The organism is Cyanobium sp. Copco_Reservoir_LC18 (assembly GCF_009834675.1).
Taxonomy (GTDB): domain Bacteria; phylum Cyanobacteriota; class Cyanobacteriia; order PCC-6307; family Cyanobiaceae; genus Cyanobium; species Cyanobium minutissimum.
In genome coordinates this window covers 30,382-51,688 of record NZ_ASAC01000014.1, presented here as the reverse complement: position 1 = coordinate 51,688, position 21,307 = coordinate 30,382, and the positions used below count along the sequence as shown (strand labels likewise).

23 protein-coding genes and 1 riboswitch are annotated in these 21,307 nt (G+C 70.7%); of the genes, 16 read left to right on the top strand and 7 right to left on the bottom strand.

Features of this window, described 5'->3' with window-relative positions; translation table 11 throughout:
• Positions 1-2 precede the first annotated feature (2 nt).
• From L107_RS07740 to L107_RS07725, 4 genes are all read left to right on the top strand, one after another.
• Positions 3-1,343, top strand: a complete 1,341-nt coding sequence (locus L107_RS07740) for a sugar ABC transporter substrate-binding protein (protein WP_159817636.1) — start codon at positions 3-5, stop codon at positions 1,341-1,343.
• Positions 1,344-1,482: 139 nt separating this feature from the next.
• Positions 1,483-2,385: a response regulator transcription factor RpaB gene (gene rpaB, locus L107_RS07735; protein ID WP_159817634.1), complete on the top strand. Its 903-nt coding sequence runs from the start codon at positions 1,483-1,485 to the stop codon at positions 2,383-2,385.
• 69 nt (positions 2,386-2,454) lie between these two features.
• Entirely contained in the window at positions 2,455-3,957 is a 1,503-nt protein-coding gene (lysS, locus tag L107_RS07730) for a lysine--tRNA ligase (RefSeq protein ID WP_159817632.1), read from the top strand.
• A gap of 55 nt (positions 3,958-4,012) precedes the next feature.
• On the top strand, positions 4,013-4,276 hold the full coding sequence (locus L107_RS07725) for a hypothetical protein (protein ID WP_035832975.1): 264 nt from the start codon (positions 4,013-4,015) through the stop codon (positions 4,274-4,276).
• Between the two features lie 18 nt (positions 4,277-4,294).
• On the opposite strand, the gene L107_RS07720 is transcribed toward L107_RS07725, so the two are convergent.
• The 5 genes from L107_RS07720 to egtB are packed head-to-tail and all read right to left on the bottom strand — an operon-like array spanning position 4,295 to position 8,039.
• A complete protein-coding gene (locus L107_RS07720) occupies positions 4,295-5,095 on the bottom strand; it encodes a YdcF family protein (protein WP_159817630.1) in 801 nt (266 codons plus the stop codon).
• Positions 5,096-5,108: 13 nt separating this feature from the next.
• Complete coding sequence (locus tag L107_RS07715) at positions 5,109-5,594, bottom strand: hercynine metabolism protein (RefSeq protein WP_159817628.1); 486 nt, start codon at positions 5,592-5,594, stop codon at positions 5,109-5,111.
• The gene (locus tag L107_RS07710) at positions 5,591-5,827 is read right to left on the bottom strand and encodes a hercynine metabolism small protein (protein ID WP_159817626.1); all 237 of its coding nucleotides are present in this window, start codon (positions 5,825-5,827) and stop codon (positions 5,591-5,593) included. The genes L107_RS07715 and L107_RS07710 overlap by 4 nt, the downstream gene beginning before the upstream one ends.
• Positions 5,824-6,795 carry an L-histidine N(alpha)-methyltransferase gene (egtD, locus tag L107_RS07705; RefSeq protein WP_159817624.1) on the bottom strand — a complete coding sequence of 324 codons (972 nt, stop codon included), beginning with the start codon at positions 6,793-6,795 and terminating at the stop codon, positions 5,824-5,826. The genes L107_RS07710 and egtD overlap by 4 nt, the downstream gene beginning before the upstream one ends.
• Entirely contained in the window at positions 6,789-8,039 is a 1,251-nt protein-coding gene (gene egtB, locus L107_RS07700; protein WP_159817622.1) for an ergothioneine biosynthesis protein EgtB, read from the bottom strand. The genes egtD and egtB overlap by 7 nt, the downstream gene beginning before the upstream one ends.
• A 60-nt stretch (positions 8,040-8,099) precedes the next feature.
• Here egtB and L107_RS07695 point away from each other — a divergent pair, with 60 nt between their 5' ends.
• Positions 8,100-9,146, top strand: a complete 1,047-nt coding sequence (locus L107_RS07695; protein WP_370515434.1) for a cysteine synthase A — start codon at positions 8,100-8,102, stop codon at positions 9,144-9,146.
• Entirely contained in the window at positions 9,143-11,275 is a 2,133-nt protein-coding gene (locus L107_RS07690; RefSeq protein ID WP_159817620.1) for a serine/threonine protein kinase, read from the top strand. Before L107_RS07695 ends, L107_RS07690 begins: the two co-directional genes overlap by 4 nt.
• Positions 11,276-11,284: 9 nt before the next feature.
• Here the strand turns inward: L107_RS07690 and smpB are convergent, their stop codons facing one another.
• A complete protein-coding gene (gene smpB / locus L107_RS07685; protein WP_159817618.1) occupies positions 11,285-11,785 on the bottom strand; it encodes an SsrA-binding protein SmpB in 501 nt (166 codons plus the stop codon).
• 62 nt (positions 11,786-11,847) lie between these two features.
• On the opposite strand from smpB, the gene ruvB reads away from it, so the two are divergent.
• From ruvB to L107_RS07650, 7 genes are all read left to right on the top strand, one after another.
• Positions 11,848-12,921 (top strand): Holliday junction branch migration DNA helicase RuvB, encoded by a 1,074-nt coding sequence (gene ruvB, locus L107_RS07680; protein WP_159817616.1) that lies wholly within the window; start codon positions 11,848-11,850, stop codon positions 12,919-12,921.
• Positions 12,918-13,739, top strand: a complete 822-nt coding sequence (locus L107_RS07675) for a tetratricopeptide repeat protein (protein ID WP_201295838.1) — start codon at positions 12,918-12,920, stop codon at positions 13,737-13,739. Before ruvB ends, L107_RS07675 begins: the two co-directional genes overlap by 4 nt.
• A 34-nt stretch (positions 13,740-13,773) precedes the next feature.
• Complete coding sequence (locus tag L107_RS07670; RefSeq protein ID WP_159817614.1) at positions 13,774-14,994, top strand: amidohydrolase; 1,221 nt, start codon at positions 13,774-13,776, stop codon at positions 14,992-14,994.
• Positions 14,991-15,254, top strand: a complete 264-nt coding sequence (locus L107_RS07665; protein ID WP_159817612.1) for a DUF3188 domain-containing protein — start codon at positions 14,991-14,993, stop codon at positions 15,252-15,254. Before L107_RS07670 ends, L107_RS07665 begins: the two co-directional genes overlap by 4 nt.
• On the top strand, positions 15,254-15,859 hold the full coding sequence (locus L107_RS07660; protein ID WP_370515462.1) for a HEAT repeat domain-containing protein: 606 nt from the start codon (positions 15,254-15,256) through the stop codon (positions 15,857-15,859). The genes L107_RS07665 and L107_RS07660 overlap by 1 nt, the downstream gene beginning before the upstream one ends.
• A gap of 135 nt (positions 15,860-15,994) precedes the next feature.
• Positions 15,995-16,111: riboswitch (TPP riboswitch) on the top strand.
• 45 nt (positions 16,112-16,156) lie between these two features.
• Positions 16,157-17,545, top strand: coding sequence for a phosphomethylpyrimidine synthase ThiC (gene thiC / locus L107_RS07655; protein WP_159818076.1), 1,389 nt, complete (start codon positions 16,157-16,159; stop codon positions 17,543-17,545).
• A gap of 57 nt (positions 17,546-17,602) precedes the next feature.
• Complete coding sequence (locus tag L107_RS07650) at positions 17,603-18,004, top strand: DUF1801 domain-containing protein (RefSeq protein ID WP_159817608.1); 402 nt, start codon at positions 17,603-17,605, stop codon at positions 18,002-18,004.
• 33 nt (positions 18,005-18,037) lie between these two features.
• On the opposite strand, the gene L107_RS07645 is transcribed toward L107_RS07650, so the two are convergent.
• Positions 18,038-18,223, bottom strand: coding sequence for a hypothetical protein (locus L107_RS07645; RefSeq protein WP_159817606.1), 186 nt, complete (start codon positions 18,221-18,223; stop codon positions 18,038-18,040).
• A gap of 58 nt (positions 18,224-18,281) precedes the next feature.
• Here L107_RS07645 and L107_RS07640 point away from each other — a divergent pair, with 58 nt between their 5' ends.
• From L107_RS07640 to L107_RS07630, 3 genes are all read left to right on the top strand, one after another.
• The gene (locus tag L107_RS07640) at positions 18,282-19,181 is read left to right on the top strand and encodes an alpha/beta fold hydrolase (RefSeq protein ID WP_159817604.1); all 900 of its coding nucleotides are present in this window, start codon (positions 18,282-18,284) and stop codon (positions 19,179-19,181) included.
• A gap of 506 nt (positions 19,182-19,687) precedes the next feature.
• The gene (locus tag L107_RS07635) at positions 19,688-20,338 is read left to right on the top strand and encodes a hypothetical protein (protein WP_159817602.1); all 651 of its coding nucleotides are present in this window, start codon (positions 19,688-19,690) and stop codon (positions 20,336-20,338) included.
• Positions 20,339-20,546: 208 nt separating this feature from the next.
• Complete coding sequence (locus tag L107_RS07630; protein ID WP_159817600.1) at positions 20,547-21,293, top strand: NYN domain-containing protein; 747 nt, start codon at positions 20,547-20,549, stop codon at positions 21,291-21,293.
• The last annotated feature ends 14 nt before the right edge of the window (positions 21,294-21,307 follow it).

Genomic DNA, 21,307 nt, shown 5'->3' with positions numbered 1-21,307 from the left:
CCATGGCCAGGATGTCCCCCCGCTCCAGCCGGCCGTCCCGCCTGCCCCGCCGCCAGGCCCTGCGGCTGCTGGCCGCCCCGTTCGCCCTCGCCCTCGCCGCCGGGGCCTGTGCCCGGCCGCCCGCCCCCGGCCGGGGCAAGCTGCTCAACGTCTGGACCCTGGATCTGGCGCCCCGCTTCAACGCCTACATGGGGCGGGTGATCGCCGCCTGGGAGCGGGCCCATCCCGGCGTGACGGTGCGCTGGACCGACGTGCCCTGGGGGTCGGTGGAACGCAAGCTGCTGGCATCGGTGTTTGCCCGCACCGCGCCGGATCTGGTCAACCTCAACCCCAACTTCGCCGCCAACCTGGCCAGCAAGGGGGGGCTGCGGGACCTCACGCCCCTGCTGCCCGCCGATGCCGCCGAGCGCTACCTGGCCGGCATCTGGACCTCCGGCCAGCAGGGGGGCGAACAGTTCGGCATCCCCTGGTACCTGACGGCCCGGGTGACGATCGCCAACCGCCGGCTGCTGCAGAAGGCCGGCCTGGCCGCCCCGCCGCGCCGCTGGGAGGAGGTGCCCGCCTACGCCGAGGCGGTCCGGCGCCGCACCGGCCGCTACGCCCTGTTCGTGACCGTGGTCCCCGACGACTCCGGCGAGCTGATGGAGGCGCTGGTGCAGATGGGGGTGCGGCTGCTCGACGACCGCCAGCGGGCGGCCTTCAACAGCCCCGCCGGTCGCCGGGCCTTCGCCTTCTGGAGCGATCTCTACCGCCGCGGCCTGCTGCCGCGGGAGGTGGTGAGCCAGGGCTACCGGCGGGCGATCGAGCTCTATCAGGCCGGAGATCTGGCCCAGGTGGCCAGCGGCCCGGATTTCCTGCGCAACCTGCAGACCAACGCCCCCGGCATCGCCGCCACCTCCGCCCCCTTCCCGCCCCTGACCGGGGCCAGCGGCGAGGCCAACGTGGCGGTGATGAACCTGGTGGTGCCGCGCCAGAGCGCCATGGCCCCGGAGGCGCTGAGCTTCGCCCTGTTCCTCAGCGATGCCGCCAACCAGCTGGCCTTCGCCGAGGAGGCCCGGGTGCTGCCCTCCTCCCGTGGAGCCCTGGCCAGCCTGGAGGGGCGGCTGCGGGCGGCGGTGCCCACCGGCGGGCAGGAGCGCCTGGTCCACAGCGCCCGGCTGCTGTCGATCGAGACCCTGGCCGCGGCGCGGGTGCTGGTGCCGGCGACCCCGGGGGTGAAGCGACTCCAGGCGATCCTCTACACCCAGCTGCAGCGGGCGATGCTGGGGCAGCTCGACAGCGATGCGGCCCTGGCCGAGGCCGAGCGGCAGTGGAACAGCTACGCCGAGGCCCGCTGGCCCTGAGGCCGCGGCCGCCGGGCCGGGCACCCTGAAGAAATGTGGAGAACGGGCCAGAGGCCAGCTGCCGGAGCCGATTCCGTGTTCACGGCCCGAAACGGCGTCGCGTTATGGTTGCGATTCTTCATCCGGTCGGACAGGAGCGATGCCCACGCCCTCGGTCGCATCCTCTGCATCCTCTGCGTCCTCTGCGTCGCCGGCTTCGCCCTTCACTGACGGGGCTGATCTGCAGGACTCCTCCGGTGGGGCTTCCGCCGTTCAGCAGCCCGCCTCCCCCACCCCGGCTGACCAGCAGCCCACCCAGCCGATCGCCACCCTGCTGGTCGTCGACGACGAAGCCGCCGTGCGCCGGGTGCTGCTAATGCGCCTGCAGCTGGCCGGCTACCGGGTGCTGTGCGCCGAGGACGGTGAGGAGGCCCTGGCGCTGTTCCACAAGGAGCAGCCCGATCTGGTGGTCCTTGACGTCATGCTGCCGAAGCTGGACGGCTTCGCCGTCTGCCGGCGGCTGCGGGCCGAATCCTGCGTGCCGATCATCTTCCTCTCCGCCCTCGATGCCATCGCCGAGCGGGTGGCGGGCCTGGATCTGGGGGCCGACGACTACCTCCCCAAGCCCTTCAGCCCCAAGGAGCTGGAGGCCCGCATCTCCACCATCCTGCGCCGCATGGGCCGGGGGGCCGCCACCAGCGAGCCGCGGGAGCTGCCCACGGGATCCGGCGTGCTGCGGGTGGGGGATCTGGTGGTCGACACCAACCGCCGCCAGGTGACCCGCGAGGGCCAGCGCATCGCCCTCACCTACACCGAATTCAGCCTGCTGGAGCTGCTGTTCCGCGAACCCGGCCGGGTGGTGCCCCGGGCCGAGATCCTCGAGCAGCTCTGGGGCTACCCGCCGCGGCGGGCCGCCGACCTGCGGGTGGTGGATGTCTACGTGGCGCGGCTGCGCGGCAAGCTCGAGCCCGACCCCCGCAACCCGGAGCTGATTCTCACGGTGCGGGGCACGGGCTACGCCTCCCAGCGCATGGGCGAGGGAACTCTGGCCGCCGCCGGCTGAGTCCCCGGCGAGGTCGCCGCCGGCTGATCCTGCAGGATGGCTGCGATCCTTCCCATCACCCTGCCTGCCTTGTCGGATCTGCGTGAGACCCGTCTGGAGAAAGCCCGCACCCTGGAGGCCCTGGGACGGGCCCCCTATGCGCTCGGCTTCGCCCCCAGCCACCGCACCGCCGAGCTGCAGCAGGCCCACGCCGACCTGGCCAACGGCGAGGAGCGGGCTGTTGACGTCGCGGTGGCCGGTCGGGTGATGACCCGGCGGGTGATGGGCAAGCTGGCCTTCTTCACCATCGCCGACGAATCCGGCCCGATCCAGCTGTTCATCGAGAAGGCCGCCCTGCTGGCGGCCCACCCGGAGGAACCCGAGGCCTTCGCCCAGATCACCTCCCTGGTGGATGGCGGTGACTGGATCGGGGTGCATGGCAGCCTGCGCCGCACCGACCGGGGCGAGCTGTCGGTGAAGGTGACCGACTGGGTGATGCTCTCCAAGGCGCTCCAGCCCCTGCCCGACAAGTGGCATGGCCTGGCGGACGTGGAGAAGCGCTACCGCCAGCGCTACCTGGATCTGATCGTCTCGCCCCACACCCGCGAGACCTTCCGGCGCCGGGCCCGGCTGGTGAGCGCCATGCGCCGCTGGCTGGACGAGCGCGGCTTCCTCGAGATCGAGACGCCCGTGCTGCAGACGGAGGCCGGCGGCGCCGACGCCCGCCCCTTCGCCACCCACCACAACGCCCTCGACCTGCCCCTCACCCTGCGCATCGCCACCGAGCTGCACCTCAAGCGGCTGGTGGTGGGCGGCTTCGAGCGGGTCTACGAGCTGGGGCGCATCTTCCGCAACGAGGGGGTGAGCACCCGCCACAACCCCGAGTTCACCTCGGTGGAGATTTACCAGGCCTTCGCCGACTACCACACGATGATGGATCTCACCGAGCAGCTGCTGGCGACGGCCTGCCGGGAGGTCTGCGGGGACACCCGCATCACCTACCAGGGCACCGAGATCGACCTGACCCCGCCCTGGCGGCGGGTCACCATGCACGAGCTGGTGCAGCAGGCCACCGGCCTGGATTTCAGCGGCTTCGGCGATCGCGCCGAGGCGGTGGCGGCGATGGAGGCCGCCGGCCTGGCGGCCCCCGAGGCGGCCGACAGCGTGGGCCGGCTGCTGGTGGAGGCCTTCGAGCAGGCGGTGGAGACCACCCTGGTGCAGCCCACCTTCGTGATGGACTACCCGGTGGAGAATTCGCCCCTGGCCCGGGCCCACCGCAGCAAACCGGGGCTGGTGGAGCGCTTCGAGCTGTTCATCGTCGGGCGGGAGACGGCCAACGCCTTCAGCGAACTGATCGACCCCCTCGATCAGCGCGCCAGGCTCGAGCTGCAGCAGTTGCGCCGCCAGGCGGGGGACCCGGAAGCCCAGACGGTGGACGAGGATTTCCTCCACGCCCTGGAGGTGGGCATGCCCCCCACCGGCGGCCTTGGCATCGGCATCGATCGCCTTGCCATGCTGCTCACCGACAGCCCCTCGATCCGGGATGTGATCGCCTTCCCCCTGCTGCGCCCGGAGGCCCGCGAAAAGACCTGAACCGACGCAGTGGGATAATGGCCCCAGTAGGCCTTCTCCCCCTCGGGGCTCTGGTATGAGTGGTGAGCGCGTCGGTTTTCGCTTTCAACACGCCGATGCGGTGGTGAAGCGCAATCCCCAGGGGCGATCCCGCCGTGGCTGGGTCATGGAGCCCGTGGAGCAGACCACCAGCCGGGGCACCAAGATGCCCGCCTATCGCATCCGCTGGCGGGACAGTGAACGTCCGGAGATCGTTCTCCAGCACATGCTCATCGCCGATCCCGACCCCACTCCGCCGCCCGAGGGCGTGAGCCTGGTGCCGCCGGCCCCCAAGAAGTAGCCCGTCTCACGGCTCCGCTCAGATCCAGCCCCGCAGCCGGTAGGCCAGCAGGCCGAGATGTTCGCGCATGGCCGTGGTGGTGAGCACCAGGGCTTCGGCGCTGGGCAGCACCCCCATCAGGGTGCCCGCCAGGGTGGGCGTGCCGAAGGAACGCCGGTCGGGCAGCTGGAAGTCGCAGGCCACCGGGATGATCCGCAGGTCCGGAGCGGCACGGCGCAGGGTGGCCAGGGAACGGGGCAGGTGGGTGGCGCTCGTGACCAGCAGCAGGGACGTCCAGCCCCGCTGGCGGGCCACCCGCACCAGGGCGCCGGCCTCCTCGCCGGTGTTGCGTCCCTCTTCGCTGCTGACGATCCGATCGGCCGCCACCCCCAGGCTGGTGGCCAGGGCCTTGGCCAGCCGGGCCTCACCGGCGGCCGGATCGTTGGCCATGAAGGTGACCTTGCCGCCGGTCACCAGCAGCCAGGGGGCCTTGCCCTCCCGCATCAGGGCCACGGCCCGCAGCAGCCGGTCGCCGGCCTCGTTCACCTCCACCCCCTGGCGCGGCGGCAGGGCCGGCCGCAGGCCGCCGCCCAGCACCAGCACCGCATCGGCGCTGGGGACCGGCGATGGCGTCAGCCTGGCGGCCCGCTCCTCCAGGCTCCACACCAGCTGCCGGCTCAGCAGGGGGGTGGCCGCCAGCCAGAGCAGGGCGATGCCCACCCCGGAGAGCACCGGGCCGAAGCGGCGCTGGCCGCCCAGCAGGCCGGCGATCTGGAGCAGCAGGGCCAGGCCGAGGGGGTAGAGGCCGAGCGGCAGCAGTTTCGAGAGCAGGAAACCCATGGGGCGGCGGGGTTCAGCGCTGGCTGCGGCGCTTCAGCTCCTGCAGCTCCTGCTGGGCCTCGAACCGGGCCCAGTCGGCCTCCAGGTCGGGGGTGGGGGCGGCGCCGGGGCGGGGCCGGCTGGTGAGCTCGGCCAGCTCCTGCTCCACGCCGGCGAAGCGCTGGCCCAGATCCGCCAGGGCGCGCCAGCGGTGGCGGCCCTGGTCCATCAGCCCGCTCACATGCTGCTCGGCCCGGCCGGCCAGATCCTCGGCGCCGGCGGCCCGGGCCCGGCCGATCCGTTCCTGCCACTGGCGGATCTCCTCGGCCAGCTTCAGCAGTTGCTTGCGCTGCTCCTCGGCCTGCTGGCGCAGGCGCACCCGTTCGGCCAGCAGCTGCCGCTGCCGGTCGCGGGCGGCCTGTTCCCGCAGCAGCTCCTCCTGCTGGGGGTTGGTGCGCAGGAAGCCCTCCAGCTGCTGGTCCAGCCGCGCCTCCAGTTCCTCCAGCCAGCTGCTGCTCATGACACCGGTTCGCCGGGGGCGCGGGTGATCAGGGGCGCCTCGATCTCCTCCTGCAGGGGGGTGATGGCCGCCTCCCGGGAGCGCAGCAGCAGCTGGGTGAGCCGGGCGATGGCCCCCTCCCCCAGGTCCTGTTCGCCGATGCGGTCGAAGGCCCGGCGGTAGAGGTCCTCGAGTTCCTCGATCAGCCCCTCGCGCACCCCGCGCATGGACTGGCGCTGCTCCTCCCTGCTCATGGCTCGCTCCGGTGCTGCTCCGAGTCTGCCTGCACCAGCAGGTGCAGGGCGAAATCGCCGGCGGCATCGCTCCAGCGGCCCGCCCCCACCCAGCCGGCGCCGGCGGCCAGGGCAAGGAAGGCCCCGGGGTCGTACTTGTGGCTGTACTCGGTGATCAGGGCCTCGCCGGCGGCGAACGGCCAGGGCCGGCCGGCCAGCTGCACGGTGAGCTCCCGGCGGCTCACCAGGGCCATGGCGATGCGGGACCGGCCGGCGTCCCACCAGGCCCGGTAGTCGAAGTCATCGGGGTGGAAATCGCCGTCCAGATCACGGTTCAGCCGGGTCAGCAGGTTGCGGGCGAAGGCCTCCGACCAGCCGGCGGCGTCGTTGTAGGCCGCCTCCAGCCGCTCCACCGCCTTGGGCTGGTCGATGCCGATCAACAGGCGGCTGCCCGGCCCCAGCAGCCGGCGGAACTGGCGCAGCAGGTCCCGGGCGCCGGCGGGATCGAAGTTGCCGATCGAGCTGCCCGGGTAGAAGCCCAGCCGGCCGTGGCCCTTCAGGGCGGGGTGGTCGGGCAGCTGCTCCAGGCGGCTGTAGTCGCAGCAGATGCCGAGCACCGGCAGGTGGGGATGGCGTTGCTGCAGGGCCCGGCAGGCGGGGGCCAGGTGGTCGGCGCTGATGTCGAGGGCGACGTAGGCGGCGGGCTCCAGGGCGGCGAGCAGGGGGCTCACCTTGCGGGCGCTGCCGGCGCCGAATTCCACCACCACCCCGGGTCCGAGGGCGGCGGCCAGCTCGGGCGCCTTCGCCTCCAGCAGGGCCGTCTCGGTGCGGGTGAGGCCGTATTCCGGCTGCTCGCAGATGGCCTCGAACAGCCGGGAGCCCTCGGCGTCGTACAGCAGCCAGGCCGGCAGCTGCTTGGGGTGGCGGGCCATGCCGTCGATCACCAGCCGGGCCATGTCGGCCGGCTCGGGATGGAGGTCGATCAGCATGGAGTGCCGGTGCCGTCGTCAGCGCCATCGCGGGCCAGCCGCACTCCGGCGGCCATCCAGCGGCAGTGGGGGGCGAAGAAGTTGCGGTAGGTGGGGCGGGCGTGGCCCGCCGGGGTGAGAAAGCAGCTGCCGCGGAGCACGAACTGGGAGGTCATGAACTTGCCGTTGTATTCGCCGACGGCGCCGGCGGCGGGGTGGAACCCCGGGTAGGGCCGGTAGGGGCTGGCGGTCCATTGCCACAGGGCGCCGAAGGCCTGGGGCAGGGGGCGGCCACCCGGCTCGGCCGCCTCCGCCACCACCAGCTCCCATTCGGCTTCGCTGGGCAGCCGGCCGCCGCTCCAGCGGGCGAAGGCGTCGGCCTCGAACCAGCTGAGGTGCCGCACGGGGGCCTGAGGATGGCGCGGCCGGCGGCCCGCCAGGGAGAATTCCCACGCCCCGCGCCAGTAGCGCGGTGCGCTCCAGCCGCGCTGCTGCACCAGCGCCCAGCCCTCGCTCATCCACAACTCCGGCCGCCGGTAGCCGTCATCGGCGATGAAGGCGGCGTAGGCCTCGTTGGACACCAGGGTTTCGGCGAGGCTGAAGGGCTCCAGCCACTGGCGGTGCCGGGGGGCTTCGTTGTCGAAGTGGAAGCCACCGCCGGCGTGGCCGATCTCCACCAGCCCGCCGGGGTGGGAGCGCCAGCCGCCGGTGATCTCCGCTGCCCCGGCGCCGGGGGGTTCGTCGCCGTAGGCGGGTTCCAGGGGATTGCGGCTGAAGCCGTCGAGCAGATCCATCAGCAGCAGTTCCTGGTGCTGCTGCTCGTGCTGCAGCCCCAGCTCGACCAGCTCCAGCAGGGGGCCGGCCGCCTCGGCCGGCTGGCGATCCAGCTCCAGCAGCAGCGTCTCCAGCCCGGCGTCGACCCGCCGGCGCCAGGCGAGCACCTCGCCGATGGCCGGCCGGGTGAGCAGGCCCCGTTCGGGGCGGGGGTGGCGGCTGCCGACCGCCTCGTAATAGGAGTTGAAGAGATGGCCCCAGCGGCGATCGGGCGTCGCGTGGCCCGGCAGGTGGGGCTCCAGCAGGAAGGTCTCGAAGAACCAGGTGGTGTGCCCCAGGTGCCATTTGGCGGGGCTGGCATCGGCCATGCCCTGGAGACAGAGGTCTTCCGGCTCCAGTCCCTCGATCAGCTGTTCGCTGTGCCGGCGGACCGCCTGGAGACGTTGCAGGAGACAGGAGATGTCCGCCGGCGCGTGTGCCCTGGAGCCCATGGTCCTGCCGATCTCTGGGGCCGACCATAGGGATGTTCCCTACGATCCGGCCACGCAGCGATGGAGAAGGCCAGCCGCATGGGAGCCCACAGCGACGGCATGAGCACCGGGATCACCGAGGGCTTCAGCGGGGCGGTCGGCGGGACACCGCTCATCCGGCTCCATGCCCTCAGCGCCCTCACCGGCTGCGAGATCCTGGGCAAGGCGGAATTCATGAACCCCGGCGGGTCGGTGAAGGACAGGGCCGCCCTGGGCATCCTCCAGGAAGCGGAGGCCAGCGGCCTGCTCAAGCCGGGGGGCACGGTGGTGGAGGGGACCGCCGGCAACACCGGCATCGGCCTCACCCACCTCTGCAATGCCCGCGGCTACCGCTGCCTGATCGTCATCCCCGAGACCCAGTCGGCGGAGAAGATCGGCCTGCTGCGCAGCCTGGGCGCCGAGGTGCGCACGGTGCCGGCCGTGCCCTACAGCGACCCGGCCAACTATGTGCGCCTCTCAGGCCGCATCGCCGAGGAGACCCCCGGCGCCGTCTGGGCCAACCAGTTCGACAACCTCGCCAACCGGCGGGCCCACTACGGCAGCACCGGCCCGGAGATCTGGCAGCAGACCGGGGGCCGGCTGGATGCCTGGGTGGCCGCCACCGGCACCGGCGGCACCTACGCCGGGGTGGCCCTCTATCTCAAGGAGCAGGATCCCAGGGTCCGCTGCGTCCTGGCCGATCCCTGCGGCAGCGCCCTCTACAGCTGGGCCACCGACGGCACCCTGAAGAGCGAGGGGAACTCGATCACCGAGGGCATCGGCAACAGCCGTGTCACCGCCAACCTGGAGGGGGCGCCGATCGACGACGCGGTGCGCATCGATGACCCCATGGCCCTGCGCACGATCTATGGCCTGCTGTGGCAGGAGGGCCTGTTCATGGGGGGTTCGGTGGGGATCAACGTGGCGGCGGCGGTGGAGACGGCCCGGCGGCTGGGGCCCGGCCATCGCATCGTCACCGTGCTGTGTGACAGCGGCGATCGCTACCGCTCCCGCCTCTACGACCGGGAGTGGCTGGCGGGCCGCGGCCTCGAGCAGCCCCAGCGCACCGGCGCGGCCCTGATCCCATGACCGCAGCCCAGGGCCAGGTGATCGGCGGCCGCTACCGGCTGGAGCGCCGTCTCGGGGCGGAGGCGGGCGGGCCCCAGGGGGACCTGTGGCAGGCGAGCGACCAGCTGGCCGCCGATGCGCCCGTGGCCCTGCGCCGCATCGGGCCGGAGCAGGACCAGGTCCGGGCCCGGGAGCTGTGGTCGCGGCTGCAGGGGGTGCTCCACCCCCAGGTGCCCCGCATCGGCGCCGTGATCGAGGAAGGCGGCCAGCTCTGGCTGGTGCGGGAGTGGCAGGCGGGCCGCACCTACCAGCAGCTGCTGGAGCTGCGCGCCGAGCGCCAGCTGGTGTTCGGGGCGGGGGAGGTGCTGCTGCTGCTGCGCCAGCTGCTGCCGGTGCTCGCCGCCCTGCACAGCCAGGATCTGCTGCACGGGGACCTGAGCCCCGCCAACCTGCTGCGCCGCGACAGCGACGGCCTGCCGGTGCCGCTGGATTTCGGCCTGGTGCGGGGCAGCGCCGGCGGCCCCAGCGGCGAACGGCTGCTGGGGGCCACCCCGGGCTACGCGCCGCCGGAGCTGGCCCGGGGCGAGCCCGCCCAGCCCTGGATGGATCTGCACGCCCTGGGGGTGGTGTCCCTGGTGCTGCTGAGCGGCGACGGGCCGGAGCGCCTGCTCGATCCGGCCACGATGCAGTGGCGCTGGCCGGCGGCCCTGGAGAACGAGCCGGAGCTGCTGCGCCAGCTGCAGCGCCTGCTGAGCCGCCACCCCGACGAACGCTTCGCCTCCGCCGGCCAGGCCCTGGTGGCGTTCCAGTCCCCGGTGATGCCCGACAGCATGGGGCCGGTGCCGCGGGCCGACCGCACGGTGGTGCTGGTGCCCGAGGCTGCCCCGGCCGCGCCGCCGCCACCGCCACCAGCCCCTGCCGCCGCCGAGGCGGCGATCGCCGCGGCCATCGCGGCGGACGTCGCGGCAGCGCCCCGCCGGCCGGCCGTGGAGCGGGCGGAGCCCCAGCTGCCGCCGCGCACGGCCGCCACCGTGCCCCCGCCGCCGGCCCCCGTTCCCGTCATCGACAGCGTGCGGCGCCGCCATGAGGAGCGGGAGGAGGAGGCCGAGGGGGGCTTCTGGCCGGTGCTGATCGCCCTGGTGCTCTCGGCGGTCGTCGGCACGGCGGTGGGCTGGTGGTGGCTGAGCCGCGGCAAGGTGGCCGCCCCGGCCCCCGGCGGCCAGAGCGAGCTCCCCAGCAGCCTGCCCCCGTCGGAGGTGGACCAGCGCCAGCAGCTGCTCAACCGCCTGCGGGCGATGCAGGTGGACCGGGCCTGGTTCCTGAGCCTGGTGGACGCGGCCCTGCTGGCCCAGTACCCCGAACGCAACGGCCGGCTGCCCTCCGACTCCCTGGAGGACGCCCCGCTGCGGCGGGTGTGGAACGAACTGGCCGAGGAATGGCTGGCCCGGGTGGAGCAGCTGCCCCTGCCCCTGCGCCGCCGGCTGGGCAGCTTCAGCGCCAGCGACTGGGAGCAGCGGCAGGGCGCCTTCGTGCGCCAGGGGCTGAGCCCGGCGGTGCTGCGGGAGCTGGTGTCGGCCAGCGTCCAGAACCTGCTGCCGAGCCGGGCCTCCCAGGCGGTGCCGCCGGAACCCTTCCGCCAGATCTGGTATGCCGCCGCCGAACTGACGCTGGAGAACCTCAGGATCGAGCCGATCGAGGCCCCCTCCGGCACCGCCCAGGTGCTGTCGGCGGAGGTGCCGGCCAGCGGGGCGCGCCTGTTCCCGATCCACCTCCCCGCCGGCCATGGCCTCGCCCTCGGCGTCAGCGGCTCGCCGCTGCTGCAGATGAGCGTCTACTCGGCCGGGGGAACGCAGCTGGAGCCGAGGGGCCCCCTGCGGGTGGTCACCATCGATGGCCAGAAGAGCTCGCCGGTGCAGCTGCTGCTCACCAACGACGGCGTCGCTCCGGCCCTGATCCGCCTGTCGCTGCGGGCCGATCCGCCGGCCCCCACGCCGCCGCCGGCGCCGGAGGCGCCCCCGGCCCCCGAGGAGCCCCAGGACAGCGCGCCCGCCCCGGCCCCGGCCACCCCCGGGACCCCGCCGGCCCCCGCCGCCCCGGCGTCCCCGGCCCCCGCCAGCCCACCGGCGCCGCCCGCACCGCCCAGCAACTGAACCCGGGCTTCAGAGCCGGGCGACGGCGGCCCGGGTCTCCTTGGCGATCTGCTTGTTCTTCTCGTCCGCGCGCTTGTCGTGCAGCTTGCGGCCCTTGCCCAGGCCGATGGTGATCTTGATCCAGGAGCCCTTGAGGTGCAGGTTGAGGGGGATCAGGGTGAGGCCCTTCTGGTCGAGGGCGACGCGCAGCTTGTCGATCTCGCGGCGGTGGGCCAGCAGTTTGCGCACCCGCAGCGGCTCGTGGTTGAAGAACTTGCCGGCGTGGCTGTGGGGGGAGATGTGGACGTTGTGGAGCTGCATCTCGCCGTTGCGGATCAGGCAGAAGCCGTCGCGCAGGTTCACCTGACCGGCCCGGATCGATTTCACCTCGGTGCCGAGCAGCTCGATGCCGGTCTCGAGGGTTTCGAGAATCTCGTACTGGTGGCGGGCCAGGCGGTTGTCGGCCAGCAGCCGGTTGGCCGGATCGGCGCCCTTGGCGCCACCGCCCTTCCTGCCGGGCCCCTTCGCCATCGCCGCGTTCCTGATCACCTGGGTGCTCCCCGACCCTAGGCAGCAGCCGGTACCCTCCAGCTATGGCGATCATCTCTTCGGGAGGAACGGCCGCAGGCGGCCCCCCGGCCCAGCGAGCCGGGGCGGCGCCGGAACGGCTGGTGGATCCCGTCGCCCGGCCCGAGGAGGAGCCCCCCGTGCGGGAGGACGGCCTGCGGCCCCGCCGGCTGGATGACTACATCGGCCAGAGCGAGCTCAAGCAGGTGCTGCGCATCGCCGTGGAGGCCACCCGCCGCCGCCAGGAGGCCCTCGACCACGTGCTGCTCTACGGCCCCCCCGGCCTCGGCAAGACCACCATGGCCCTGGTGCTGGCCGAGGAGCTGGGGGTGCGCTGCCGGATCACCAGCGCCCCGGCCCTGGAGCGCCCGCGCGACATCGTCGGCCTGCTGGTGAACCTGCAGCCCCGCGAGGTGCTGTTCATCGATGAGATCCACCGCCTCAACCGGGTGGCCGAGGAGATCCTGTATCCGGCCATGGAGGACTTCCGCCTCGACCTCACCGTCGGCAAGGGCACCACGGCCCGCACCCGCAGCCTGGAGGTGGCCCCCTTCACCCTGGTGGGGGCCACCACCCGTGCCGGCTCGCTGAGTTCGCCGCTGCGGGATCGCTTCGGTCTGATCCAGCGGCTGGAGTTCTACGGCCTCGATGACCTCGAGGCGATCGTGCAGCGGGCCGCCGGCCTGCTGCAGCTGTCCCTGCAGCCCTGCGCCGCCCAGGAGGTGGCCCGCCGCTGCCGGGGCACGCCCCGCATCGCCAACCGGCTGCTGCGCCGGGTGCGGGATGTGGCGGCGGTGGGGGGGCACGGGCGGATCGATGCGGCACTGGTGGAGGAGGCCCTGTCCCTGCACCGGGTGGACGGGCGGGGCCTGGATGCCAGCGACCGGCGCCTGCTGGGCCTGATGCTGGAGGCCTACGGCGGCGGGCCGGTGGGGCTGGAAACCCTGGCGGCGGGGCTGGGGGAGGATCCCGCCACCCTCGAAGCGGTGGTGGAGCCCTACCTGCTGCAGCTGGGCTTCCTGCAGCGCACGCCCCGGGGGCGGGTCGTCACCCCCGCCGGCCGCGCCCACCTCGACGGTGCGTCCGCGGTGGCGGCATGAGACGGCGCGCTGCGGCGGTGCTGCCCCTGCTGGTGCTGCTGGTGGGGCTGCTGGCCTGGCCGCCGGCCCTGCGGGCCGATGGCGGCCCAGGGGCGGGAGCAGCGGTGGGGGCGGCGTCGCTGCCGGCCCTGTTCGAGCAGGCCCTGGCCGCCAGCCGCGAGGGGCACTTCGGCGAGGCCCTGCCCCTGTGGGACCGGGTGGTGGCGCTGGCGCCTGAAGACGCTTCGGCCTGGAGCAACCGCGGCAACGTGCAGCTGGCCCTGGGGGATGCCCGGGCGGCGATCGCTGACCAGGACCGGGCCATCGCCCTGGAGCCCGCCAGCGCCGACCCCCACCTCAACCGCGGCACCGCCGAGGAGGCCCTGGGCCTCTGGCCGGAGGCCGCCGCCGACTACGCCTGGATCCTGGAGCGGAATCCCCAGGATGCCTCCGCCCTCTACAACCTGGGCAACGTGGAGGGCTCCCGGGGCGACTGGCCGGCGGCCCGCGCCTGTTTCGAGGCGGCCGCCGCCGCCCGGCCGGGCTTCGCCATGGCCCGCTCCAGCGCCGCCCTGGCCGCCTTCCAGCTGGGGGACACCGCGGTGGCGGAGAAGCAGCTGCGCGATCTGATCCGCCGCTATCCCCTGTTCGCCGATGCCCGCGCCGGCCTGACGGCGCTGCTGTGGCGGCGGGGGGCCCGGGGTGAGGCGGAGAGCCACTGGGCCGCGGCCTCCGGGCTCGATCCCCGCTACCGGCAGGAAGAATGGCTGTTGCAGATACGGCGCTGGCCGCCCGTGCCCGTGCAGGCTCTGGCCCAGTTCCTGGCCCTGGCCCCCTGAACCGGCTTCGACCCCTCGGCCTCCCCCTCCGCCCATGACCCCGCTGTCCGTCTCCCCCATCGCCCCGGCTGATGCCACCTGGGACGCCCTGGGGCTGGAGGACACCCTGCAGTCGCTGCTGCCGGAGCTGATCCAGATCCGCCGCCACATCCACCGCCACCCCGAGCTGAGCGGCCACGAACAGCAGACCGCCGCCCTGGTGGCCGGGGAGCTGCGGCGCTGGGGCTGGGAGGTGCGGGAAGGGGTGGGCCGCACCGGGGTGGTGGCCGAGCTGGGGCCGGTGGGGGCGCCGCTGGTGGCCCTGCGCGCCGACATGGATGCCCTGCCGATCGAGGAGCGCACCGAGCTGCCCTATGCCTCCAGCCGCCAGGGCCTGATGCATGCCTGCGGCCACGACATCCACACCACCGTGGGTCTGGGGGTGGCGCGGCTGCTGGCCGGGATGGCGGATCGGCTCACGGCCCGGGTGCGGCTGCTGTTCCAGCCGGCGGAGGAGACGGCCGAGGGGGCGGCCTGGATGCGGGCCGACGGGGCGATGGAGGGGGTGCAGGCCCTGTTCGGCGTGCACGTGTTTCCGAGCCTGGAGGTGGGCACGGTGGGGGTGCGCAGCGGCAGCCTCACGGCCGCGGCGGGGGAGCTGGAGGTGGAGGTGCTGGGGGAAGGGGGCCACGGCGCCCGCCCGCACCAGAGCACCGACGCGATCTGGATCGCCGCCCGGGTGGTGAGCGGGCTGCAGGAGGCGATCAGCCGGCGGCTCGACCCGCTGCATCCGGTGGTGGTCAGCTTCGGGCTGATCGAAGGGGGCAAGGCCTTCAACGTGATCGCCGACCACGTGCGGCTGCTGGGCACGGTGCGCTGCCTGGATCTGGAGGTGCACGCCCAGCTGCCGGGCTGGATCGAGGACACGGTCCATGCGCTCTGCCAGGGCCATGGCGGTGAGGCCCGGGTGCATTACCGCTGCATCTCGCCGCCGGTGCACAACGACCCGGAGCTCACCCGGCTGGTGGCCGATGCGGCCGTGGCGCTGCTGGGCCGCTCCCGGGTGCAGTGGCTGGAGCAGCCGTCGCTGGGGGCCGAGGACTTCGCCCAGCTGCTGGAGGGCACCCGCGGCACCATGTTCCGCCTGGGGGTGGCCGGGCCGGGGGGCTGCACGCCCCTGCACAGCAACAGCTTCGATCCGGATGAGGGCTGCCTGGAGGTGGGCATCAAGGTGCTCACCCTCAGCCTGCTGCGCTGGATGGAGCAGCCGGTTTGAGCGGCCGTCGGCCCTCCCGCTTCCGGGCGGCGCTGCTGGCGCTCTCCTCGCCGCTGCTGATCCTGCTGGCCCTGCTGGTGCTGCTCACCCGCCACGGGACCGACCGGCTGCCGGCGGTGCCCGCCCTGGTGATCGGCGCCGGCCTACTCACCACCAGCTGGATCCGGCGGCGGCGGCGCCGGGCCGAGCTGCTGCGGGCCCTGCGCCAGGGACCCCCAGCCTGCGGCGCGCTGCGCCAAGGTGAAGGATCCCCGCCCTGATCCCCGTGAGTGACGCCACCCCCGATCTGGAAGCGGCGCGGCAGGCGATCGCCTCGGGCGATCCGAGCCGGGCCATGCCAGCCCTGGCGGGGCTGCGGGGGGTGGAGCCGGAGGCGGCGATCCCGCTGCTGCTGCTGGGGCTGGAGCAGACCACCTTCGTGATCCGCTCGCTGGCCTGCGCCGGGCTGGGCGTGAAGCGCAGCGAAGCGGGCTGGGCGGCCCTGGAGAGGTCCGTGCGCCAGGACGAGGACGCCAACGTGCGCGCCGAGGCGGCCAACGCCCTGGCCAGCTACGGGGTGGAGCGGGCCTGGCCCCTGCTGCGGGATGCCTTCGTGGCCGACGACCAGTGGCTGGTGCGCTGCAGCATCCTCTCGGCCCTGGCCGAGCAGGAGGACATGCCTCCGGCCTGGCTGCTGGAGCTGGCCCGGGAGGCGGTGGCCGATGGCGACGGCACGGTGCGGGCCGGCGGGGCCGAGATCCTCGGGCGCCTGGTGCGCGAGGGCCGGGGGCCGGAGGCGGCCCAGGCCCGCGAGGTCCTGGCGGCCTTGCAGGGCGATGGCGACCACCGGGTGACGGCCGTGGCCCTGGACGGCCTGCAGGGCTGACGGCCGCGCCGATTCCCGGACCTGTACAGCCTGTACAGAGCCAGGATTCATGGTTGCGGAGCCCTGTCCCCGTTCAACCTTGACCCTCCCCCCTTTCCGCCCTGGCCCCATCCCCGATCTGCCTTGCTAGCTTTCGGGCGTCACTAGGGGTGCCCGGCGCAGGATCCACCGATCGCTTCGCCCAGGGCTGAGATCACACCCTCCGAACCTGATCCGGGTCATGCCGGCGCAGGGAAGTGGAACAGGATCGTGAAACCAATCTCAGGCCGCGCCCCCGCCCCTTTGCCGGAGCCCGTCATGCGCAGCGCCTGGATCCAGAAGCGTCGTGGTCAAGCCAACGTCACCCAGCTCCACTACGCCCGCCAGGGGGTGGTGACCGAGGAGATGGCCTACGTGGCGAAGCGGGAGAACCTGCCCGAGTCGCTGGTGATGGAGGAGGTGGCCCGCGGCCGCATGATCATCCCGGCCAATATCGAGCACCCGAACCTGGAGCCGATGGCGATCGGCATTGCGTCCAGGTGCAAGGTGAACGCCAACATCGGCGCCTCCCCCAACGCCTCCGATCTCGACGAGGAGGTGGCGAAGCTGAAGCTGGCGGTGAAGTACGGCGCCGACACGGTGATGGACCTCTCTACCGGCGGGGTGAACCTCGATGAGGTGCGCACGGCGATCATCAACGCCTCCACGGTGCCGATCGGCACGGTGCCCGTGTACCAGGCGCTGGAGAGCGTGCATGGGATGATCGAGAAGCTCGATGAGGACGACTTCCTGCATGTGATCGAGAAGCACTGCCAGCAGGGCGTCGACTACCAGACGATCCATGCGGGCCTGCTGATCGAGCACCTGCCGCTGGTGAAGGGCCGGCTCACCGGCATCGTCAGCCGCGGCGGCGGCATCCTGGCCCAGTGGATGCTGTACCACCACCGCCAGAACCCGCTGTTCACCCGCTTCGAGGACATCTGCGAGATCTTCAAGCGCTACGACTGCAGCTTCTCCCTGGGGGATTCGCTCCGGCCGGGCTGCCAGCACGATGCGTCGGATGCGGCCCAGCTGGCGGAACTGAAGACCCTGGGTGAACTCACCCGCCGCGCCTGGAAGCACGATGTGCAGGTGATGGTGGAGGGTCCGGGCCATGTGCCGATGGACCAGATCGAGTTCAACGTCAAGAAGCAGATGGAGGAGTGCAGCGAGGCCCCCTTCTACGTGCTCGGTCCGCTGGTGACGGACATCGCCCCCGGCTACGACCACATCACCAGCGCCATCGGCGCCGCCCTGGCCGGCTGGCACGGCACGGCGATGCTCTGCTACGTGACGCCGAAGGAACACCTGGGCCTGCCCAACGCCGAAGACGTGCGCGAGGGCCTGATCGCCTACAAGATCGCCGCCCATGCCGCCGACATCGCCCGCCACCGCCCCGGCGCCCGCGACCGCGACGACGAGCTGAGCCGGGCCCGTTACGCCTTCGACTGGAACAAGCAGTTCGATCTCAGCCTGGATCCGGAGCGGGCCCGCGAGTACCACGACGAAACCCTGCCCGCCGACATCTACAAGCAGGCCGAGTTCTGCTCGATGTGCGGTCCCAAGCACTGCCCGATGCAGACCAAGATCACCGACGAGGACATCGAGGGTCTGGAGCAGGTGCTGGCCGAACAGAAGAAGGCCAAAGGCGAGCCGGCGGCGGTCTGAGCCGGGGGCGCGGCCCATGGCCCATCAGGTGATCGTCCTGCTGGGCCTGGAGCTCCTGTGAAAAGCATCAACAGGCTGGGCACGTTTGAGGATGTTCTGGCATCGGCGCCGCAGGATGTGCGTTTGATCTGCCAGGCCCTGAGAGCGCTCATCGAGGAACTCCATCCGGACAGCGTCGAGGTGCCTCGCCCGGGTGAGCCATCGGTGGCCTATGGCTTCGGGGAGAAGAAGATGTCGGAAGCCTATGCGTACATCATGCCCCAGAAGAGCTATGCCAACCTCGGCTTCTATCACGGCGCCAGCATTGCCGATTCGCATCCAACCCTGGAGGGAACGGGCGCCCGGCTGCGGCACATCAAGATTCGGTCGATCGAGGCCGTGCGATCGCCGGCAACGGTGAAAGCCCTGCAGGATTCCATGGTGGAACGCCGGACCGCGCTGGGGCTCGACAAGGCTTAGAACGTCGCCCCCTGGCCAGCGCCTCCCACGGGCTCAGGCCTCCTGCTGGGAGGCGAGGTAGGAGGCGATCATCCGCTCCATCCCCTGCTGGGTGCGGCCGTGGGGACGCAGCCCCTGGGCGGCCCAGATCCGATCGAGCTCCATGCGCAGGTCTTCGCTGATCCAGCAGGAGAGCAGCACCTTGCCCTCGCGGCTGGAGGTGCAGCGCTTGGCGGCCATCGACGCTCGGGGATCGCTGGATGGATTGTATACATGTACTCAGATGCCCGATTTGGCCGTGTCCCCTGCCGTCGCCAGCGCCGATCCCCAACGCTGCAGCCGCTGGCTCTGGCGGCACGCCGGTCGGGAGATCGGCATCGCCGTCAGCGACGGCAGCGGCTCCGGACCCGCGTGGCTGCTCCTGCCTGCCCTGAGCACGATCTCCAGCCAGAGGGAGTGGCAGCCCTTCTGCGCGTCCATCGACGCACGGCAGCCGGATCCTTCCCGGCGCCCCCGCTGGATCCGCGTCGACTGGCCGGGCTTCGGCGACAGCGACCGGCCGCCCCTGGCCTACGACGCCGAGCTCCTCGCCCGGTTCCTGGCCGATCTCCGGCGTGAGGTCTGCCCGGCCGACTGCGGCCTGATCGCCGCCGGCCACGCCGCCGGCATCGCCCTGTTGGCCTCGGAGCGCCATGGCCTGGCCTTCCGGGAAAGGTGGCTGGTGGCCCCCACCTGGCGGGGGCCCTTCCCCACCATGGCCGGCCGCCACAGCCGGGCCTTCCCGCTGCTACGGGGCCTGGTGGAGGCGCCGGTGCTGGGCCCGCTCCTCTACCGGCTCAACACCACCCGAAGCGTGCTCGTCTGGATGAGCCGGCGCCATGTGGATGTGGCCGGCCCGGGACTGACGCCGCAGGGGATCAGCGAGCGGCAGCGCATCGCCCGCCAGCCCGGCGCCCGCTTCGCCAGCGCCGCCTTCGTCACCGGCGGCCTGGATCCCTACGGCGACCCCGAGGGCTGGCTGCGGGCGGCCCGGGGCCTGGAGACGCCCCTGACGGTGGTGGTGGCCGATCAGTCGCCGCCGAAGTCGCTGGCCCAGATGCGGGCCCTGGCGGCCGTGGCCAATCGGGTGGAGCACCTGCCGGGCCGCCTGGGCGCCCATGAGGAGTGCGGCGACGCGCTGGCGGGGCTTCTGGGCTGAGGGACGGTGGCAGTCTCGGGGGCAAGGCAGGCGAGCGCGACTTCTTGGGCTCCACGGAGAACCTGCATCTCTCTCATCCGATCCGCATCGCCGATGGTGGCCTGGGTGGTCGACCGCCGCGAGGTCCAAATGCTGGTGGACGTGAGCTCTGATGAGGTGATGCATTGCCTCTCCGGCAGCCGCTCCGGCCTGGCCAAGCAACTGCTGAAGAAGACAAGTCCTGCCCCAGGTTGCCAACCTGCTCGGCGGCCTGCGGGAAAGCTGAGGGGTTGCCGATGGGGCATCCCTGAGGTTTCACACTTCTCGCTCTGCTGTGGCTGAGGACAAAAGTGGTTCGCGGACACGTTATCCAAGGCAGCGGTTTGCCTTACTGGTTAGATTGTCATTGGAGGCGAAGGAGTTAAGCGACTGTTTGCTTGCAACTCAGCTGGTTTATGGGGAATGGGCCTCCCCGCTGATTCTGGTTCACGGAACCGCAAAAGAACTAGTTAGTTTCGAAGAAGAGTATGGAACAATTTGTCAAGTTTATTGAGCAGATATCTATACTTGTGGGTATCTGGGCCGCAATCTACGGTATCAACTCTTGGAGGCGTGAGCACCGTGGCAAGCGCCAAATTGAGTTGGCAGAAGATGCTCTTGCTCTCTTCTATGAGGCTCGCGACGCAATTGCAGGCATGCGCCATCCGGTGAGCTTCAGTGGCGAACTAGATGCTATCGAGCGAGGAGAAGGAGAGCCTGAGAATGTGTTCACCGCCAGGCGGAATGCGAGCTTGATCTTTGTTCGGTACGAAAGGAATAGCGAGCTGTTCAATAAGATCCACGCCATGCGATATCGATTCATGGCGCTTATTGGGAAAGAACAAGCGAAGCCGTTCGAAGATCTTCGAAATATTGAGAATGATCTTTTTCAGGCCGCACGTATGCTGGCTCGCCTTTGGCCCCGAGATCATTTTCGAACGAAGGCGGACCGCGATAAGCACTTCAATCAAATCGTGGAGTTCGAAGAAATCTTCTGGGGAGTTGGGGGCGAAGAAGATCCGATTGAACCGAGAATACAAAGCGTGATCGATGAGATTGAGGCTGTTTGTTCGAAAGTAATTGTGGGCAAGAAGAGCTGGAGTGGGCGTTTGAGATTTTCGTCTGCCGATAAAGGCTAACAATGTGGTCAAGTCGTTTGCCTGCGGCTCACTCGGACCTTCAGCACTACGCATCTACTCGGCATGGCTACGCTTTGTTCGTCCGATCAGCCGCTCCATGCTGAACGCCGCTTACCACGGCGTTGACGAGTTCGGATTAATGCCGTGCCAGCAGAGGCTGGCATGAATAGAGTGCCTAAAAGCGATTGGCCTCCAGCGCACGAAAGTGATGCAGACTACTGAATCCAAGATCGCGTTGCTCATTGACGCAGACAATGCGCCAGCCGCCAAAATCTCAGCCATTATCTCCGAAATTGCAAAATATGGAATTGCCAATATTCGCAAGGCCTATGGAAATTGGAAGAACCCAACCTTGAAATCCTGGGAAGAGTGCTTGCAGGAGTATGCGATTTGCCCAGTTCAGCAGTTTGACCTCACCAAGGGCAAGAATGCCACTGACGCAGCCATGATTATCGATGCCATGGACTTACTGTATACCCAAAAGCTGGATGCCTTTGCGATTGTTTCGAGCGACAGTGACTTTACTCCGCTGGTCATGAGAATCCTCACCAGCGGCTTGAAAGTCTATGGCTTTGGTGAGAAAAAGACACCATTACCTTTTGTTTACGCCTGCTCGACTTTTTTGTACCTAGAGACGATCGATCAGACGACGATTTCTGCTGAAGCTTCTATGCCATCAATGAGCATCAAGAAGTCCGGCAAGGAGTTGAAGCAAGATACTAGACTCATCAATTTGTTGCGGAGCGCAGTATCCAGTGCTGCCGATGATGATGGCTGGTCGAATCTATCTCCAGTGGGTGCGCACATCGCCAATCAAACGTCGTTTGACCCTCGCAACTATGGCTATGCCAAGCTCAGTGGCCTTTTTGAGGCGATTGACTTGTTCGAGACGGAGCGAAGAAACAAGGCTGTCTATGTGCGAGGAAAGCAAAAGAATGGCCATCCACCGAAGTAATATGCAGGAAATCT

Excerpts from the sequence above, each read along its gene's own strand:
- L107_RS07630 (WP_159817600.1), top strand. The coding sequence starts at position 20,547 with ATGCAGACTACTGAATCCAAGATCGCGTTGCTCATTGACGCAGACAAT.
- L107_RS07715 (WP_159817628.1), bottom strand. The coding sequence starts at position 5,594 with ATGAGCAGCAGCTGGCTGGAGGAACTGGAGGCGCGGCTGGACCAGCAG.
- L107_RS07725 (WP_035832975.1), top strand. The coding sequence starts at position 4,013 with ATGAGTGGTGAGCGCGTCGGTTTTCGCTTTCAACACGCCGATGCGGTG.
- L107_RS07695 (WP_370515434.1), top strand. The coding sequence starts at position 8,100 with ATGGAGAAGGCCAGCCGCATGGGAGCCCACAGCGACGGCATGAGCACC.
- L107_RS07675 (WP_201295838.1), top strand. The coding sequence starts at position 12,918 with ATGAGACGGCGCGCTGCGGCGGTGCTGCCCCTGCTGGTGCTGCTGGTG.
- smpB (WP_159817618.1), bottom strand. The coding sequence starts at position 11,785 with ATGGCGAAGGGGCCCGGCAGGAAGGGCGGTGGCGCCAAGGGCGCCGAT.
- rpaB (WP_159817634.1), top strand. The coding sequence starts at position 1,483 with ATGCCCACGCCCTCGGTCGCATCCTCTGCATCCTCTGCGTCCTCTGCG.
- egtD (WP_159817624.1), bottom strand. The coding sequence starts at position 6,795 with ATGCTGATCGACCTCCATCCCGAGCCGGCCGACATGGCCCGGCTGGTG.
- egtB (WP_159817622.1), bottom strand. The coding sequence starts at position 8,039 with ATGGGCTCCAGGGCACACGCGCCGGCGGACATCTCCTGTCTCCTGCAA.
- L107_RS07645 (WP_159817606.1), bottom strand. The coding sequence starts at position 18,223 with ATGGCCGCCAAGCGCTGCACCTCCAGCCGCGAGGGCAAGGTGCTGCTC.
- L107_RS07670 (WP_159817614.1), top strand. The coding sequence starts at position 13,774 with ATGACCCCGCTGTCCGTCTCCCCCATCGCCCCGGCTGATGCCACCTGG.
- L107_RS07690 (WP_159817620.1), top strand. The coding sequence starts at position 9,143 with ATGACCGCAGCCCAGGGCCAGGTGATCGGCGGCCGCTACCGGCTGGAG.
- L107_RS07720 (WP_159817630.1), bottom strand. The coding sequence starts at position 5,095 with ATGGGTTTCCTGCTCTCGAAACTGCTGCCGCTCGGCCTCTACCCCCTC.
- L107_RS07740 (WP_159817636.1), top strand. The coding sequence starts at position 3 with ATGGCCAGGATGTCCCCCCGCTCCAGCCGGCCGTCCCGCCTGCCCCGC.
- L107_RS07635 (WP_159817602.1), top strand. The coding sequence starts at position 19,688 with ATGGAACAATTTGTCAAGTTTATTGAGCAGATATCTATACTTGTGGGT.
- ruvB (WP_159817616.1), top strand. The coding sequence starts at position 11,848 with ATGGCGATCATCTCTTCGGGAGGAACGGCCGCAGGCGGCCCCCCGGCC.
- L107_RS07710 (WP_159817626.1), bottom strand. The coding sequence starts at position 5,827 with ATGAGCAGGGAGGAGCAGCGCCAGTCCATGCGCGGGGTGCGCGAGGGG.
- thiC (WP_159818076.1), top strand. The coding sequence starts at position 16,157 with ATGCGCAGCGCCTGGATCCAGAAGCGTCGTGGTCAAGCCAACGTCACC.